At 71.9% G+C, this 15,245-nt stretch carries 18 protein-coding genes; 12 read left to right on the forward strand and 6 right to left on the reverse strand.

Going from position 1 to position 15,245, the window contains the following annotated elements:
• The first annotated feature begins 38 nt into the window (after positions 1-38).
• Complete coding sequence (locus ACZ7EC_RS21520) at positions 39-323, forward strand: antitoxin (RefSeq protein WP_471064730.1); 285 nt, start codon at positions 39-41, stop codon at positions 321-323.
• A gap of 28 nt (positions 324-351) precedes the next feature.
• On the opposite strand, the gene ACZ7EC_RS21525 is transcribed toward ACZ7EC_RS21520, so the two are convergent.
• The gene (locus ACZ7EC_RS21525; RefSeq protein ID WP_471064732.1) at positions 352-1,065 is read right to left on the reverse strand and encodes a class III extradiol dioxygenase subunit B-like domain-containing protein; all 714 of its coding nucleotides are present in this window, start codon (positions 1,063-1,065) and stop codon (positions 352-354) included.
• 171 nt (positions 1,066-1,236) lie between these two features.
• Positions 1,237-2,763: a tRNA (N6-isopentenyl adenosine(37)-C2)-methylthiotransferase MiaB gene (miaB, locus tag ACZ7EC_RS21530; protein ID WP_471064733.1), complete on the reverse strand. Its 1,527-nt coding sequence runs from the start codon at positions 2,761-2,763 to the stop codon at positions 1,237-1,239.
• A 231-nt stretch (positions 2,764-2,994) separates the two neighbouring features.
• On the opposite strand from miaB, the gene ACZ7EC_RS21535 reads away from it, so the two are divergent.
• Together ACZ7EC_RS21535 and ACZ7EC_RS21540 are read left to right on the forward strand one after the other, a co-directional pair.
• Positions 2,995-3,354: a DUF6204 family protein gene (locus tag ACZ7EC_RS21535; RefSeq protein WP_471064734.1), complete on the forward strand. Its 360-nt coding sequence runs from the start codon at positions 2,995-2,997 to the stop codon at positions 3,352-3,354.
• A 79-nt stretch (positions 3,355-3,433) separates the two neighbouring features.
• On the forward strand, positions 3,434-3,874 hold the full coding sequence (locus ACZ7EC_RS21540) for a MarR family winged helix-turn-helix transcriptional regulator (RefSeq protein ID WP_471064736.1): 441 nt from the start codon (positions 3,434-3,436) through the stop codon (positions 3,872-3,874).
• Positions 3,875-3,900: 26 nt separating this feature from the next.
• On the opposite strand, the gene ACZ7EC_RS21545 is transcribed toward ACZ7EC_RS21540, so the two are convergent.
• Positions 3,901-4,332 carry a pyrophosphohydrolase domain-containing protein gene (locus ACZ7EC_RS21545; protein ID WP_471064738.1) on the reverse strand — a complete coding sequence of 144 codons (432 nt, stop codon included), beginning with the start codon at positions 4,330-4,332 and terminating at the stop codon, positions 3,901-3,903.
• A 150-nt stretch (positions 4,333-4,482) separates the two neighbouring features.
• Between ACZ7EC_RS21545 and ACZ7EC_RS21550 the strand changes: the two genes are divergently transcribed.
• On the forward strand, positions 4,483-5,481 hold the full coding sequence (locus tag ACZ7EC_RS21550) for a TAXI family TRAP transporter solute-binding subunit (protein WP_471064739.1): 999 nt from the start codon (positions 4,483-4,485) through the stop codon (positions 5,479-5,481).
• Here ACZ7EC_RS21550 and ACZ7EC_RS21555 read toward each other — a convergent pair.
• Both ACZ7EC_RS21555 and ACZ7EC_RS21560 read right to left on the reverse strand, forming a co-directional pair.
• Complete coding sequence (locus tag ACZ7EC_RS21555; protein WP_471064741.1) at positions 5,471-6,871, reverse strand: sensor histidine kinase; 1,401 nt, start codon at positions 6,869-6,871, stop codon at positions 5,471-5,473. The two genes, ACZ7EC_RS21550 and ACZ7EC_RS21555, sit on opposite strands and share 11 nt — an antisense overlap.
• A 10-nt stretch (positions 6,872-6,881) precedes the next feature.
• The gene (locus tag ACZ7EC_RS21560; RefSeq protein WP_471064743.1) at positions 6,882-7,568 is read right to left on the reverse strand and encodes a response regulator transcription factor; all 687 of its coding nucleotides are present in this window, start codon (positions 7,566-7,568) and stop codon (positions 6,882-6,884) included.
• Positions 7,569-7,860: 292 nt separating this feature from the next.
• Here ACZ7EC_RS21560 and ACZ7EC_RS21565 point away from each other — a divergent pair, with 292 nt between their 5' ends.
• The 8 genes from ACZ7EC_RS21565 (at position 7,861) to ACZ7EC_RS21600 (ending at position 14,347) form a co-directional block, all read left to right on the forward strand.
• Positions 7,861-8,637, forward strand: a complete 777-nt coding sequence (locus ACZ7EC_RS21565; protein WP_471064745.1) for an amino acid ABC transporter ATP-binding protein — start codon at positions 7,861-7,863, stop codon at positions 8,635-8,637.
• An 82-nt stretch (positions 8,638-8,719) separates the two neighbouring features.
• The gene (locus ACZ7EC_RS21570; protein ID WP_471064747.1) at positions 8,720-9,550 is read left to right on the forward strand and encodes a glutamate ABC transporter substrate-binding protein; all 831 of its coding nucleotides are present in this window, start codon (positions 8,720-8,722) and stop codon (positions 9,548-9,550) included.
• 76 nt (positions 9,551-9,626) lie between these two features.
• Positions 9,627-10,292: an amino acid ABC transporter permease gene (locus ACZ7EC_RS21575; protein WP_471064749.1), complete on the forward strand. Its 666-nt coding sequence runs from the start codon at positions 9,627-9,629 to the stop codon at positions 10,290-10,292.
• On the forward strand, positions 10,289-11,224 hold the full coding sequence (locus tag ACZ7EC_RS21580) for an amino acid ABC transporter permease (protein WP_471064751.1): 936 nt from the start codon (positions 10,289-10,291) through the stop codon (positions 11,222-11,224). Before ACZ7EC_RS21575 ends, ACZ7EC_RS21580 begins: the two co-directional genes overlap by 4 nt.
• A gap of 179 nt (positions 11,225-11,403) precedes the next feature.
• The gene (locus ACZ7EC_RS21585; RefSeq protein WP_471064752.1) at positions 11,404-12,999 is read left to right on the forward strand and encodes an FAD-dependent monooxygenase; all 1,596 of its coding nucleotides are present in this window, start codon (positions 11,404-11,406) and stop codon (positions 12,997-12,999) included.
• 275 nt (positions 13,000-13,274) lie between these two features.
• Positions 13,275-13,322 carry a hypothetical protein gene (locus ACZ7EC_RS21590; RefSeq protein WP_309506048.1) on the forward strand — a complete coding sequence of 16 codons (48 nt, stop codon included), beginning with the start codon at positions 13,275-13,277 and terminating at the stop codon, positions 13,320-13,322.
• 69 nt (positions 13,323-13,391) lie between these two features.
• The gene (locus ACZ7EC_RS21595; RefSeq protein WP_471064754.1) at positions 13,392-13,937 is read left to right on the forward strand and encodes a cupin domain-containing protein; all 546 of its coding nucleotides are present in this window, start codon (positions 13,392-13,394) and stop codon (positions 13,935-13,937) included.
• The gene (locus ACZ7EC_RS21600) at positions 13,934-14,347 is read left to right on the forward strand and encodes a rhodanese-like domain-containing protein (RefSeq protein WP_471064756.1); all 414 of its coding nucleotides are present in this window, start codon (positions 13,934-13,936) and stop codon (positions 14,345-14,347) included. Before ACZ7EC_RS21595 ends, ACZ7EC_RS21600 begins: the two co-directional genes overlap by 4 nt.
• An 85-nt stretch (positions 14,348-14,432) precedes the next feature.
• Here ACZ7EC_RS21600 and recX read toward each other — a convergent pair whose 3' ends face one another.
• Complete coding sequence (gene recX, locus ACZ7EC_RS21605) at positions 14,433-15,245, reverse strand: recombination regulator RecX (RefSeq protein WP_471064758.1); 813 nt, start codon at positions 15,243-15,245, stop codon at positions 14,433-14,435.

A 15,245-nucleotide genomic window follows, 5' to 3' on the forward strand; every position in this document is an offset into this window, starting at 1 on the left:
GTGTCCGCGGACGGCCGTTTCGCGAGGGAAGGTTGATCATGGGCCTGTTCGACAACATGAAGGCCAGGCTCGGCCCGGCCAAGGACAAGGTGTCCGACCTCGCGCGCCAGCACGGCGACAAGGTGCAGCAGGGCCTCGACAAGGCCGCCAAGGCCGTGGACGAGCGGACCAAGCACAAGTACAGCGACAAGATCCAGGCGGGCACGGGCAAGGCGAAGGACGCCATGGACCGCCTGGCGCACATGGACGAGCACCCGGAAGGCACACCGGGCGCCCAGCCGAACCCTCCTGCGCCGCCGCAGGGGCCGCCGCCGGCCTCGTGAGCCAGGCGGGCCGGTCGGGCCGGTTCCGTCAGGACCAGGTCGCGACCAGGTAGCCGACGCCGTACGGCGCGTCCTCGTACAGCAGGCTGCCGTCGAGGCCCATGCCCTCGGCGGCGCCGGCCAGGATCTGCCAGGGGGCGCGGCCGGAGGACTTCAGGGTGCGGGCGAGGGCGGCGTCCAGGGAGCGCAGGGCCGGGAGGTCGGCCGTGGCCAGGGCGCGGGCGGCTGCCGCGTCGTAGGGTGCCGCGCGTTCGTCCAGGTAGCCCGGAGCCTTGACCGTGCGGCAGGCGCTGCCGTCGCCCAGGACCAGGAGGGCCACGCGGTCGGCCCGGCCCGCGAGTTCCCGGCCGGTCTCGGCGCACCGCGCCGGCGTGAGCGTCTCCTCGGCGCCGAGGCCCTCGACGGGGGCGTCCGCCCAGCCGGTCCGCGCCAGCAGCCAGGCGCCGACGGCCAGCGCGGACGGCAGCTCGCGCGCCGCCGCGGTGTTCTGGCCGGTCCCCAGGCGGACGTCCAGGGCGACGCCGTAGCCCCGGAACGAACCCGGCGCGCCCGGCGGGTACGGCCCGCCCTCGCCCGGCCCGGCGGGTCCGACGACCACCAGCAGGTCCGGGCGCGCGGCCGCGAGCACGCCCAGCGCGTCCGTGCAGGCCGCGCGCGCGGTGTCCAGTTCGGGTGCGGCGCCCGCGGCGACCTCGGGCACGAGCAGCGGGGGGCAGGGGCAGACGGCGGCGGCGACAAGCATGGTCGGCAGGGTAGCCCGGCAGCGGCGGGTGGGGGCAGCCCGGCTGGGCCGCACACCCGCGCGCCCGGCGTCAGCCGCGTCTCAAAGCCCGCGCGCCGGTTCCGGCCGGCGGCCGGAGCCGACAGGCCGCGCAGCCGCTGGTCACCCCGTCCGCGGCCGTCGAGCGCCGCCTCAGTCGCAGCCGCACCCGCTCGACACCGCAGGCATGGGCGCCGGAACGCCGACCTTCGGCAGGCCCAGCATCACGCCGGCCGGCTTGGCGGCCTCGGCGGCCGTGCGCTTCTCCCACGCGTCGCCGGCGCGCGTGCGGCGCACGGCGAGGACCGGGCCCTCGGCGAGAAGGTGGTGCGGGGCGGCGTACGTCACCTCGACGGTGACCACGTCACCGGGCCGTACCTCCTGCTCCGGCTTGGTGAAGTGGACCAGCCGGTTGTCGGGGGCGCGGCCGGACAGGCGGTGCGTGGCGCCGTCCTTGCGGCCCTCGCCCTCCGCGACCATCAGCTCCAGGGTGCGGCCGACCTGCTTCTTGTTCTCCTCCCAGGAGATCTCCTCCTGGAGGGCGACGAGCCGCTCGTACCGCGCCTGGACGACCTCCTTGGGGATCTGGTCGTCCATGGTCGCGGCCGGGGTGCCGGGCCGCTTGGAGTACTGGAAGGTGAAGGCCTGCGCGAACCGCGCCTCGCGCACGACGTGCAGCGTCTGCTCGAAGTCCGCCTCGGTCTCGCCGGGGAAGCCCACGATGATGTCGGTGGTGATCGCCGCGTGCGGGATCGCGGCGCGGACCTTCTCGATGATCCCGAGGTACCGCTCCTGCCGGTAGGAGCGGCGCATCGCCTTGAGGACGGTGTCCGAGCCGGACTGGAGCGGCATGTGCAGCTGGGGCATCACGTTCGGCGTCTCGGCCATGGCGGCGATGACGTCGTCGGTGAAGTCACGCGGGTGCGGGGAGGTGAAGCGGACCCGCTCCAGGCCCTCGATCTTGCCGCAGGCGCGCAGCAGCTTGCTGAAGGCCTCGCGGTCGCCGATGTCGGAGCCGTACGCGTTGACGTTCTGGCCGAGCAGCGTGATCTCCGAGACGCCCTCGGCGACCAGCGCCTCGACCTCGGCGAGGATGTCGCCGGGCCGCCGGTCCTTCTCCTTGCCGCGCAGCGCGGGGACGATGCAGAAGGTGCAGGTGTTGTTGCAGCCGACGGAGATCGACACCCAGGCCGCGTACGCGCTCTCGCGCCGCGTCGGCAGCGTGGAGGGGAACGCCTCCAGCGACTCGGCGATCTCGACCTGCGCCTCCTCCTGGACGCGGGCGCGCTCCAGCAGCACCGGCAGCTTGCCGATGTTGTGCGTGCCGAAGACGACGTCGACCCAGGGCGCCTTGCGCACGATCGTGTCGCGGTCCTTCTGCGCGAGGCAGCCGCCGACCGCGATCTGCATGCCGGGCCGGGATGCCTTGCGCGGCGCGAGCCGTCCGAGGTTGCCGTACAGCCGGTTGTCGGCGTTCTCCCGCACCGCGCACGTGTTGAAGACGACGACGTCCGCGTCACCGTCGGCGTCCTCCGGCGCCCGCACGTACCCGGCCTCTTCCAGCAGTCCGGCCAATCGCTCGGAATCGTGGACGTTCATCTGGCACCCATAGGTGCGGATCTCGTAGCTCTTGGGTGCGGGCACGTCCACTGCGGGGCTCCGGTCGCTGCTGCTGGTCATGGCTCAAGGGTAGGCGGTCCCGGAGACGGCTCCGCCGCCCCGTTCGCCAGGGCGCCCTTCCGCCGGAGGACGGGGCGAGGGGCTTGCCGGGCGAGGTGGCCGGCCCCCGGCCGTGGCGGGAAAACGGAATGGGCCCTACGTCGGGTCGCCCAGTCCCTCCGGACCAGGCAGGTCGCCCCCGTCGCGAAAAGCCGGTGGAGAACCGCGCCCCGGCATGCCTATGGTCGCCGGATGAACACACGGACCTTCCGCGTCACCGTGCGCGGTGTCTTCGACGGCCTCACCGAGGACCAGCGGGCCGCGCTGCTCGCCGACGCCGCCGCCCACGACGTGCTGCACGCCGCCTTCACCCCCGAGGGCAGCCTGACCTACGACATCGCCGCCCGGCCGGCCTTCGTCTTCCGCTTCTCGGACACCGGGGAGGAAGAGGAGGACATCCTGGAGGCGACCGAGCGCGCCGAGACGGCGGCCGCGGCCTGGCTGACCGAGCGCGGCTACGGCTTCAAGAACCTCCGCTCCTCCGCCGAGGACCTGTCCCAGGCCCCGCTGGGCAAGCGCCGGCGCCGGGCGGCCCGGTCGGCCGGCACGTGACGCCTTCGCACACATCCACGCCCTAAACTTGACTACTCAAGGAACTCGCAAGGAGTTGTTGTCCGGATGAACACGGACCATGAGTGACGCCCTGGACGCCGCCCTGCGTCTGGTGCGGGCCCAGGCGGCGCTCGTACGGCGGTTCGACGCCCGGCTCGGCGGGCTGCACGGGGTGAGCCTCGCCGACTTCACCCTGCTGCTCCGGCTCGGCCAGGCACCCGGCGGCCGGATGCGCCGCGTCGACCTCGCCGAGGCACTGGGGCTGACGGCCTCCGGGGTCACCCGCGCGCTGGCTCCCCTGGAGCGGATCGGTCTGGTGACCAGGGAGCCGGACGCGCGGGACGCGCGGGTGGCCTACGCCTCGCTGACCGGCACGGGCCGGAACCGCCTGGCGGAGATGCTGGCCACGGCCGAGGAGACCGCCGAGGACCTCTTCACCGCCCCGGCCTGGCGAGAGGAGGAAGTCCCCCTCCTGGCAAGCCTGTTGACCCGCCTGGGCGGCACCGGACCGCGATCCTGAGCCCCGGCGGCGACCTCCCCGGAGGGCTACTGGGCGCCGGTCGGCGCGGCGTCCTCCCGCACCGCCGGTATCCAGCCCTGGCGGCGCAGGACCGACGACACGTCCGGTGCCCGGTAGTGCTCGCCCTTGAGGACCTTGCCGTCGGCGCGGCGACTGACCTGTCCGTCGGGGCCGAGCTTGCTCATGTTGGCGCGGTGGATCTCGGCGATCACCTGGTCCAGGTCGATGCCGTGGACCAGGGCGGTGCCGTACGCCACGTACACCACGTCGGCCAGTTCGTGTGCCAGCTTGTCCAACGGGCCCTCGACGGCGACCTCGCCGACCTCCGCGGCCTCCTCGGCGAGCATGTCCCAGCGGTGGGCGGCCAGTTCGGGCGAGACCTCGGTGGGCGTGCTGCGGGCGTCCAGGCCGAAGGCGCGGTGGAACTCACGGACGAGATCGGCGGGCGAAGTGCTCATGCGTCGACTTTAACGGCCCCCACCGACAACGCCCGCCGCCCGACCGCCCTCCGGCCGTCTCCACAGGGCCCCCGCCCGCTCCCCCGCCCCCGGCCCACCTCACAGCCGCGGCCCTGGTCAGCGTCGTACCCCGGCTGGCAGGATCGCCGCATGTCCAAGCTGTTCGCGCGCGCCGGCAGACGCCGGGCGCTGCCGGCCGTGGCCGCCGGTGCCGTCGTCCTCGGTCTGCTGCTGTGGTGGCTGCTGCCGCTGGGCGAGAAGCCGCCGGGCGGCACGATCGTCTTCAGCACCGGCACCCCCAGGGGCGTCTACCAGGAGTACGGCGAGCGGCTGCGCGCCGAACTGGCCAAGGACATGCCCGGTCTGAAGGTGAAGCTCCTCAACAGCGCGGGCTCCCAGGAGAACGTGCGGCGGGTGGCGACCGGGAAGGCCGACTTCACCATCGCGGCGGCCGACGCGGTGCAGACGTACGAGCTCGGGCACGGCAGCGGCGCCCGGAACCTGCGCGGGGTGGCCCGGCTCTACGACGACTACGTGCACCTCGTCGTGCGCAGCGACTCGGACATCCACGGCATCGCCGACCTGCGGCACAAGCGGGTGGCGACCGGACTGCCCGACTCGGGCGTGAAGCTGATAGCCGACCGGGTGCTGCGGGCCGCCGGCATCGACCCGCGCACGGACATCACTCCCTCCGCCGACGGCATCGGCACCGGGCCCGGCCGGCTGCAACAGGGCGCGATCGACGCGTTCTTCTGGTCGGGCGGCCTGCCCACCAAAGGACTGGTCGCGCTCGCCAGGAAGGGCGCCTTCCGGTTCCTCCCGATCGACGCCGACCTCGTCACCAAGCTGCACGCACAGGGCGACGACACGCGCTACTACCGGGCCACCAACATGCCCGAGTCGGCGTATCCGGGCGTCCAGCACGGCGTCCAGGTCCCGACGATCGCGGTGTCCAACCTGCTGATGACCCGCGCGGACATGGACCCCCGGCTCACCGAATGGGTGACCCGTACCGTGATCAAGAGCCGCGACGGCATCGGCGCCCATGTCCACTCCGCCCAGCTGGTCGACCTGCGCACCGCCATCTACACCGACCCCCTCCCGCTCCAGGAGGGCGCCCGCCGCTACTACCGCTCGGTCAAGCCCTGAACCTCGGCACCGACACCGTCACCCGCAGTCCCCGCGGCTCGTTGGGGCCGTAGGCGATCGAGCCGCCACCCGCCTCCAGGAGGGCGCGGGTGATGGACAGGCCGAGCCCGGACCCCTTGACGTTCTGGTGACGGCCGCTGCGCCAGAACCGGTCGCCCACGCGCGCGAGTTCCTCCTCGGTGAGGCCCGGACCGGTGTCGGCGACCACGATCCTGGAGGTGTCCCCTCCGGACGAGACGGAGACCTGCACGGCGCCGCCCTCGGGGGTGAACTTGACCGCGTTGTCGATCACCGCGTCCAGCGCGCTGGACAGGGTGATCGGGTCGGCCCAGCCGGTGGTGGCCGGGCAGTCGCCGGTCAGCCGGACCCCCTTGGCCTCGGCGGCCGGCGTCCAGGCGGCCAGCCGGTCCTCGGCGAGCGCGCCGATGTCGGTCAGGCTCAGATCGGCCTCGGCGTGCTCGGCGAGCGCCAGATCGAGCAGGTCGTCCAGGACGTGTGCGAGGCGCTTGCCCTCGGTGCGCACCGAAGCGATCTCCGCGTTGTCCTCCGGGAGTTCGAGTGCGAGCAGCTCGATGCGCAGCAGCAGCGCGGACAGCGGATTGCGCAGCTGGTGGGAGGCGTCCGCGACGAACGCGCGCTGCTGTTCGAGAACGTCCTCGACGTGATCCGCCATCTCGTTGAACGAGTGGGCGAGGCGCCGGAGTTCCGGGGGTCCGCCGGCCGCCGCGACGCGCGACTTCAGCCGTCCGGTGGCGATGTCGTGGGTGGTGGCGTCCAGTACCCGTACGGGCCGCAGCACCCAGCCGGTCAGCCGCAGTGCCGCACCGACGGCGAGCAGCATGGCGGCGATCTCGCCGGCCCCGATGAGCAGCCAGCCGTGCAGGATGCGTTCGCGCAGCGGCCCGGTGGGCGAGTCGGTGACGACGACCGCGATCACGTCCCCGTCCCGGATCACCGGTGAGGCGACCACCAGTCGGCTGTCCTGCCAGGGCCACGCCTGCTGCGGGTCGTGGCTGCGCCGGCTGAGCAGCGCCTCGTCGAACGCCTCCCGCACCTCCCCCGCGGACGGTACGAACCAGTCGCCGGGTGCGTTGGCCATGGCGGAGCCGTTGCGGTAGAAGACGCCGGCACGTATGCCGTAGACGTCGTAGTAGCTGTCGAGTTCGCTGCGCAGCGTCTCCCAGCGCTCGTCCGTGCCGGTGCGCTGGGAGCCGCCGGGGCCCTCGCTGACGAACTGGGCGAGCGCGGCGAAGCGCGCCGTGTCGTCGATCCGGTCGACCACGACCCGCTGTTGCTCGGACGCGGCCATGCTGACGGCGAGCGGGACACCGAGGGCGAGGAGTACGGCCGCCATCAGGACGATGAGCAGCGGCAGCAGCCGTGTGCGCACGCGGTCCCCGCTAGGCGGCCGGGGCGACGAGCCGGTAGCCGACGCCGCGGACGGTCTCGATGAGCGCGGGCAGCCGCAGCTTGGCGCGCAGCGAGGCGACATGCACCTCAAGGGTGCGTCCGGTGCCCTCCCAACTGGTCTGCCAGACCTCGCTGATGATCTGCTCCCGCCGGAAGACCACACCGGGCCGCTGGGCGAGCAGCGCCAGCAGGTCGAACTCCTTGCGGGTGAGCTGGACGACCGAGCCGTCCACGCTGACCTGGCGGGTGGGCAGTTCGATGCGCACCGGGCCGAGGTGCAGCAGGTCGTCGCCGGCCTGGGCGGGCTCCTCGTGGGCGGTGCGCCGGCTGACGGCGTGGATCCGGGCGAGCAGTTCCCCGGTGTCGTACGGCTTCACCACGTAGTCGTCGGCGCCCAGGTTGAGCCCGTGTATGCGGGAGCGGACGTCGGAGCGGGCGGTGACCATGATCACCGGGGTGCCGGTGCGTTTGCGGATCTTGCCGCAGACCTCGTAGCCGTCCTGGTCGGGCAGGCCCAGGTCGAGCAGGACCACGCCGAAGCCGTCGCTCTCGGGGACGAGGGCGCGCAGGGCCTCCTCGCCGTTGCGCGCGTGGGTGACATCGAAACCATGCCTGGTCAGCACGGCGGACAGGGCCGCGGCGACATGGTTGTCGTCCTCGACGAGCAGCAGTCTCATTCCGGCCCCCTCCGGTTCAGTGGTCGTACGGACATCGTTTATCCGCCTTGCAGATCATGTGCCCGCTCGCGGACACCATGGCAGTGACGCCGATGGAGCAGGACGTCGTCAAGTGGCTTCCGGTTGCCCGTCGCTTCCGTTATGTGGCCGATACGCATCCTGACGGTGCCGCTACGAGATGTGCACGGCGGCTACCGGATCGTGATGCTCAGATCTCCCTCAGATGTGATGACGCAGGTCACAGGCCCTCATTACTGTCCTCCGAAACCGAGGAGGACGGAGCCGTGAAGCGATGACCGAAGTATCGGTGGCCAAGGAGGACAGGGCCGCGTCCGACGAACTGGTCGTCCTGAGCAGCGTCAACAAGCACTTCGGCGCGTTGCACGTGCTCCAGGACATCGACCTGACGATCGACCGCGGCGAGGTCGTGGTCGTCATCGGGCCCTCCGGGTCCGGAAAGTCGACCCTGTGCCGCACCATCAACCGCCTGGAGACGATCGACTCGGGCACCATCACGATCGACGGCAAGCCCCTGCCGCACGAGGGCCGGGAGCTGGCGCGGCTGCGCGCCGACGTCGGGATGGTCTTCCAGTCCTTCAACCTCTTCGCGCACAAGACCGTGCTCGAGAACGTGATGCTGGGTCAGGTCAAGGTCCGCAAGGCCGACAAGAAGCAGGCCGAGGAGAAGGCGCGGGCCCTGCTCGACCGGGTCGGGGTGGGCACCCAGGCCGACAAGTACCCCGCCCAGCTGTCCGGCGGTCAGCAGCAGCGTGTCGCCATCGCGCGGGCGCTGGCGATGGACCCGAAGATCATGCTGTTCGACGAGCCGACCTCGGCCCTCGACCCGGAGATGATCAACGAGGTCCTGGACGTCATGCGGCAACTCGCCCGTGAGGGCATGACGATGGTCGTCGTCACCCACGAGATGGGCTTCGCGCGGTCGGCCGCGCACCGGGTGGTCTTCATGGCCGACGGCCGGATCGTCGAGGAAGCCGCGCCCGAGCAGTTCTTCAGCAACCCGCGCAGCGACCGGGCCAAGGACTTCCTGTCCAAGATCCTGCACCACTGAGCCCGCGGGCGGCCGTCGCAGGCGCCCAGGGGTCGAATTCTCCGACGGGCCTCGTCCCTCACCACTTCGAAGGATGTTCAGCATGCAGCTCCGCAAGGTCACCGCCGCCTCGGCCGCCGTCCTCGCCCTCGGCCTCACCGCCACCGCGTGCGGCGGCGGCAAGGACGACAACGGGTCCTCCGGTGGCAAGAAGATCGCCATCGGCATCAAGTTCGACCAGCCCGGTCTCGGCCAGCAGACGCCCCAGGGCTACGCGGGTTTCGATGTCGACGTGGCCACCTATGTCGCCAAGAAGCTCGGCTACGGCCCGGACCAGATCGAGTGGAAGCAGTCCAAGAGCGCGGACCGCGAGACCATGCTCCAGCGCGGTGACGTCCAGTTCATCGCCGCCACGTACTCGATCACCCCCGAGCGCGAGCAGAAGGTCGACTTCGCCGGCCCGTACCTGCTGGCCCACCAGGACGTGCTGCTGCGCGCCGACGAGACGGCCATCAAGGCGCCGAAGGACCTGAACGGCAAGAAGCTGTGTTCGGTCTCCGGCTCGACCTCGGCCCAGAACCTCAAGGCCAAGCTGAACCTCAAGACCGACCTGGTGACCTACCCGACCTACTCGGCCTGCCTGTCGGGTCTCCAGAGCGGCGCCATCGACGCGCTCACCACGGACGACTCGATCCTCGCCGGTTACGCCGCCCAGGCCCAGTTCAAGGGCAAGTTCAAGCTCGGCGGCTTCAAGATGACCAACGAGAACTACGGGATCGGCGTCAAGAAGGGCAGCGCCCTCAAGGCGAAGATCGACAAGGCCCTGGAGTCCATGGTCTCCGACGGCTCCTGGGCCGCGGCCGTGAAGAAGAACTTCGGCCCGGCCGACTACAAGAACGAGCCCGCGCCGAAGATCGGCGACGTCAAGAGCTGAGGCAACGCCCTGCCGGTGCGTCGCCGCTGACGGCGGCGCACCGTGGGCATCCCTACACGCGGAAGCGCGGGAGATCGTGTTCGACTTTCTTGGACATTACGACGTACTGGGCGCCTTCTGGACGACGGTGCAGCTCACCCTGCTGTCGGCCGTGGGCTCCCTGGTCTGGGGCACTCTGCTGGCTGCCATGCGGGTGGGCCCGGTACCGCTCATGCGCGGTTTCGCCACCGCCTACGTGAACATCGTGCGGAACATCCCGCTCACGGTGATCATCCTGTTCTCCTCGCTCGGTCTGAACCAGACGCTGGGCATCAGTCTGGGCGCCAAGGGCTTCGACGCGATCAACTTCCGGCTGGCCGTGCTCGGTCTGATCGTCTACACCTCGGCCTTCGTGTGCGAGGCGATCCGGGCCGGCATCAACACGGTGCCAGTCGGCCAGGCGGAGGCCGCGCGGGCCCTCGGCCTCGGCTTCTCCCAGGTGCTGGGCCTGGTCGTGCTCCCGCAGGCGTTCCGCGCGACCGTCGGACCGCTGACCAACGTGCTGATCGCGCTGACCAAGAACACGACGGTGGCCGCCGCGATCAACGTCGCGGAGGCGGCCCTGCTGATGAAGAAGATGATCGAGAACGAGGCGCAGCTGATGTCGATCTCGGCGGTCATCGCCTTCGGCTTCGTCTGCCTGACCCTGCCGACCGGCCTGATCCTCGGCTGGGTGGGCAAGAAGGTGGCGGTGAAGCGATGACTTCGGTCCTGTACGACACTCCGGGACCCCGCGCGAAGCGGCGCAACGTCCTGTACACGGCGGCCTTCCTGGTCGTCCTCGCGGCCCTCGTCTGGTGGGTTTACAGCGCGCTGAGCGACAAAGGCCAGCTGAACTGGGCCCTGTGGAAGCCGTTCTTCTCCGGCTCCGAGGCGTACACCACGTACATCTGGCCGGGTCTCCAGAAGACCCTGGAGGCGGCGGCGCTGGCGATGGTCATCGCGCTTCCGCTGGGCGCGGTGCTCGGCATCGCCCGGCTCTCGGACCACACCTGGGTGCGCGTGATCGCCGCGGTCGTGGTCGAGTTCTTCCGCGCGATCCCCGTACTGGTCCTGATGATCTTCGGGCTTGCGCTGTTCGCCCAGTACACCGGCGTCAGTTCGGACGACCGGCCGTTCTACGCGGTCGTCACCGGCCTGGTGCTGTACAACGCGTCGGTGCTCGCCGAGATCGTCCGCGCGGGCATCCTCTCGCTGCCCAAGGGCCAGTCCGAGGCGTCCCTGGCGATCGGCCTGCGCAAGGGCCAGATGATGCGGCTGGTGCTGCTGCCGCAGTCGGTCACCGTGATGCTCCCGGCGATCGTCAGCCAGTTGGTGGTCATCGTGAAGGACACCGCCCTCGGCGGCGCCGTCCTCACCTTCCCCGAACTGCTGAACTCGGCCAACACGATGAGCGGCTACTACGGCAACTTCATCGCCTCGCTCACCGTCGTGGCCGTGATCTACGTGCTCATCAACTTCTCGCTGACCTCCTTCGCGCACTGGCTGGAGGGCCGGCTGCGGCGGGGCAGGAAGTCGACCGGCGCGGTACTGGGGGCGCAGGACGTGGCGGACGTCGCGGGCACGGCGGCGAGCGGCGCGGCTGCGGCCGGTTCCGTCTCCGCAATCGACGACGTCAACGACACCAAGAAATGACGATCATTTAATTTGCATGATTCGGCCGGGGGCAGTGGCATGATCGCCACTGCCCCCGAGGGTCACTTGACGCATACTCCCCCAATGGGTTGCATACCTTTTGTGATCGTGCACCCGGCCTCACCTTGCTGTTCACCCATCGCCACCGAGGCATCGCCGCGGACAGGGGGCGTCGCGCCGTGGACCCGGTGATCATCGTCGGAGCGGGGCCCGTCGGGCTCACGCTCGCCCTGGCGCTGGCCCGCCAGGAGGTGCCGTCCGTCGTCCTGGACGAGGGCCCCGGCAAGGAGGAGCCCAGGCCCGCGCGCACCGCCGTGCTGCGCGAGGACACCGCCGCGCTGCTGGAACGGCTGACCGGGGCGGCCCTCGACCACCACGGTGTGCGCTGGACCGGCTGGCGCTCGCTGCGCCGCCGGCAGGTGGTGGGCGAGATCGCCTTCGCCCCGGACGAGCCCGCCCCGGTGCATATCGCCCAGCATGTGATCACCGGGCTGCTGAGGGCGGCGGCCGCCGACCAGCCGCTGGTGGAGATCGCCACCGACAGCAGGCTGGACGCGATCGAACAGGAGCCCTCCGGCGTCACCGCGCACACCCGTGGCCCCAAGGGCACCTGGTGGCGCGGAAGTTACCTGGTGGGCTGCGACGGCACCCGCTCGACCGCGCGCAAACTCCAGGACATCCGCTTTCCCGGCCGTACGGCGGTGGAGCGGCACGCGGTCGCCGCGCTGCGCACCGAACTGCCCTGGGAAGGGCAGGCGTTGCTGCACCGGATGCCGCCATGGCGGTCGTCCGGGCCCTTCGCCGGGGAGGTGACCGCGCGCCCCCTCCCGGACGGCGCCTGGCGCCTGGACTGGCTGCTGCCGCCGGGCAAGGACCTGGTCACGCCGGAACTGCTGGTGGCCCGCATCCGCGAGACCCTCGCGGGCTGGACCGACGGCTCGACACCGCCGTACGAGCTGCTGGACACCGGCGTCCACACCGTGCACCACCGGCTGGCCCGGCGGTGGCGCGACGGCCGTGTCTTCCTCGCCGGCGACGCGGCGCATCTGCTCGGCGCGCTGGGCACGCAGGGGCTCGACGAGGGGCTGCGGGACGCCGACAACCTCTCCTGGAAGCTGGCCGCCGCCTGGCACCACGGGCCGCACGAGGCGCTGCTCGACAGCTACCAGGCCGAGCGGCGCGCGGTGGTCGCCGCCCGGCTGCGCGCAGCCGATCAGGCACTGCCGGGGCTGCGCGGCGGGGGTGCGCTGCGGCAGATCGTGCCCGGTACGGCCCGCGGTCACGACGCGCTCCTCACCGACGGCCACCTGGGCCGCGGGGCGCTCGGCGCGCCGGGCGCGTACACGGAGTCCCCCCTCACGCCCGGCCGCCTCCAGGGCGAGATCCCGGTGGACACCGCGCCCGGCGCCCCGGTGACCGACGTCCGCGTCACGGCGGAGGACGGCTCCTTCGTCCGCCTCCGCGAACGCCTCGGCCGCGGTTCACTGCTCGTCGTGCTGATCGCTCCCGGCACCGGCGTCTGGGACCGCAAGCACTGGGTGTCCGCGGGCGTGATGCCCCGGCTGGCCGCCGCGGTGACGGCCCTGCCGCACCCCGCCGAGCTGCTGGTCGCCGAGGCGTATCCGGGCGCCCCGGCCCACAGCGTCCTCCTCGTCCGCCCCGACGGCCACCTGGTCACCGCCTTCAACGGCGTCCGCCCCGCCGATCTCTACTCGGCGGCGGAGGCGACGGTGGGGGGAGCGGTGCGGGAGGGGGCGGAGGCGGGGGTGCGGTGACGAGGCTGCCGGAGTGACGGGGGGGTGGCAGGTGTGGAGGTGCGGGGGTCCGGGCCCCCAAGAGCCTCGAGGCCAGCCGCACGCCTCTGATGAGCCTCCGGGCTCCCGCTCCCGCTCCCGCTAAGCCCCGGCCGTTCGCTTCTTCGCGCCCCCTCACTCCCCCGCGCGCCGTCACCCTCCGTCCACATCGTGACCGTCTGTTGACCGGGTTTTCGGTGGCGTGCTGTACTCCCGTCGTGACCGACACCTGTGTGCGCCTGTGGCGGAGGGTCCATATGGACCTCGTCCGCTACGCGGGCTGTGTGTGTCGGCCGTCCTGCTGAATTCGCATCCCTTCTTTCTCCGGGCGCCGTCGCGCGTCCGTTCCGCGAACCCTCTTCAGGACGGTGCACGTGTCCCTCTCGTCTGCCTCGACGTCTCTTTCGGCGTCCCCCGCCACCGGCTCCGCGCCGACCCAGGCCGACCTCCTCGCGTTCGTACGGCGCACGGCGGCCGATGCCGAACTGCTCGCCTCCCTCCCGCTCGATCCGCAGGGCCGCACCTGGGTGCGGCTGGAGGGACCCGGCGGCAGCGAGGCCTGGCTGATCGGCTGGCCACCCGGCGCCGGCACCGGGTGGCACGACCACGCCGAATCCGTCGGCGCCTTCCTCACCGCCTCGGGTGAGCTGAAGGAGAACTCACTCGCCGCCCGGCTGCCCACGGACGGCTGGAAGACCCTGGAACTCACCGAGGGCGTGGACCGCGAGCGCCGGCTGCCCGCCGGACAGGGCCGCGCCTTCGGCCGCCACCATGTGCACGAGGTCCTCAACGAGTCCCCCGACCGACACGCGATCTCCGTCCACGCCTACTACCCACCGCTCCCGCGCATCCGCCGCTACAGTCGCTCGGGCCAGGTGCTGCGCCTGGAGCAGGTCGAACGCCCGGAGGACTGGCAGTGAGCGCCGCCCCGCACCCCCACCCGGTCGGCATCGACGAGTTGCTGGAGCGGGTCCGCACCGGCTACCGGCGCATCGAGGCGCGGGAGGCGTACGACACGGCGCGCAGTGGTGAGGCTCTGCTGGTCGACATCCGGTACGCGGCCCTGCGCGAGCGGGACGGGTTGATCCCCGGTGCCGTCGTCGTCGAGCGCAACGAACTGGAGTGGCGCCTCGACCCGCAGGGCAGCCACCGCATCCCCGAGGCCACCGGTCACGACCTGCGCATCGTGGTGATCTGCAACGAGGGTTACGCCTCCTCCCTCGCCGCGGTCTCCCTCCACCAACTCGGCCTGCACCGGGCCACCGACCTCGTGGGCGGCTTCCAGTCCTGGCGCTCGGCCGGCCTGCCGGTAACCCTGCCGGGGGCGTGACGACCGGCGCCCCCGGCCGGTCGACCCGGCACTGAACGCGCTGGGCACGGCGAGCGCGACACCGCCGCCGACAGGGCCAGCGCGTTCAGAAGTCGGACGTCTCGCCGAGGAAGTCCGTGTCCTCGCCCTCTTCTTCCAGGGCGCGGCGGACGATGCGCAGGGACATGCCCTCGGGGTAGCCCTTGCGGGCGAGCATGCCGGCGAGGCGGCGGATGCGCTTGTCGCGGTCCAGACCCCGAGTGGCGCGCAGCTTGCGGGAGACGAGTTCCCGTGCGGTCTCCTCCTCCTGGTCGGAGTCGAGCTGTCCGACGGCCTCCTCGATCAGCGCCGAGTCGACGCCCTTGGTGCGCAGCTCCCGTGCGAGGGCCCGCCGGGCAAGCCCCCGGCCATGGTGCCGGGACTCCACCCAGGCGTCCGCGAACGCGCCGTCGTCGATCAGCCCGACCTCCTCGAACCGCGACAGCACCTCCTCGGCCACCTCCTCGGGGATCTCCCGCTTGCGCAGGGCGTCCGCGAGCTGCTTGCGGGTGCGCGGGGTCCCGGTGAGCAGGCGCAGGCAGATCGCCCGTGCCCGCTCAGCCGGGTCCCCTGAAGACTCCCCCTGCCCGGCCCTCGACGAGGAGGGGGAGCCTTCGTCCGCACCGGGCGGCTCCCCGAAGCGGCGCCGTCGGCGGCCGCGCCCTGGGCGACCGGTCGAGCCGCCCCCGTGCGGCTCACCGCTCCCTTCGCCCGGCCAGGCACCGTCTCCGTACCCGCCGACCCCGTATCCGTCGTCTCCACCGGTCGCGTACGCGTCCTCACCGCCCGGAACACGGGCCGGACGGTCTCCGGTGCCCCTCCCCCGTGAGGCACCGGAGCCGGCGTGCTCGTACTCGGACCAGTCGGTTCGTCGTGTCAC

The sequence above is a fragment of the Streptomyces sp. NPDC037203 genome (assembly GCF_055605065.1).

Coding starts and splice junctions, on each gene's coding strand:
- ACZ7EC_RS21520 (WP_471064730.1), top strand. CDS start 39: ATGGGCCTGTTCGACAACATGAAGGCCAGGCTCGGCCCGGCCAAGGAC.
- ACZ7EC_RS21525 (WP_471064732.1), bottom strand. CDS start 1,065: ATGCTTGTCGCCGCCGCCGTCTGCCCCTGCCCCCCGCTGCTCGTGCCC.
- miaB (WP_471064733.1), bottom strand. CDS start 2,763: ATGACCAGCAGCAGCGACCGGAGCCCCGCAGTGGACGTGCCCGCACCC.
- ACZ7EC_RS21535 (WP_471064734.1), top strand. CDS start 2,995: ATGAACACACGGACCTTCCGCGTCACCGTGCGCGGTGTCTTCGACGGC.
- ACZ7EC_RS21540 (WP_471064736.1), top strand. CDS start 3,434: ATGAGTGACGCCCTGGACGCCGCCCTGCGTCTGGTGCGGGCCCAGGCG.
- ACZ7EC_RS21545 (WP_471064738.1), bottom strand. CDS start 4,332: ATGAGCACTTCGCCCGCCGATCTCGTCCGTGAGTTCCACCGCGCCTTC.
- ACZ7EC_RS21550 (WP_471064739.1), top strand. CDS start 4,483: ATGTCCAAGCTGTTCGCGCGCGCCGGCAGACGCCGGGCGCTGCCGGCC.
- ACZ7EC_RS21560 (WP_471064743.1), bottom strand. CDS start 7,568: ATGAGACTGCTGCTCGTCGAGGACGACAACCATGTCGCCGCGGCCCTG.
- ACZ7EC_RS21565 (WP_471064745.1), top strand. CDS start 7,861: ATGACCGAAGTATCGGTGGCCAAGGAGGACAGGGCCGCGTCCGACGAA.
- ACZ7EC_RS21570 (WP_471064747.1), top strand. CDS start 8,720: ATGCAGCTCCGCAAGGTCACCGCCGCCTCGGCCGCCGTCCTCGCCCTC.
- ACZ7EC_RS21580 (WP_471064751.1), top strand. CDS start 10,289: ATGACTTCGGTCCTGTACGACACTCCGGGACCCCGCGCGAAGCGGCGC.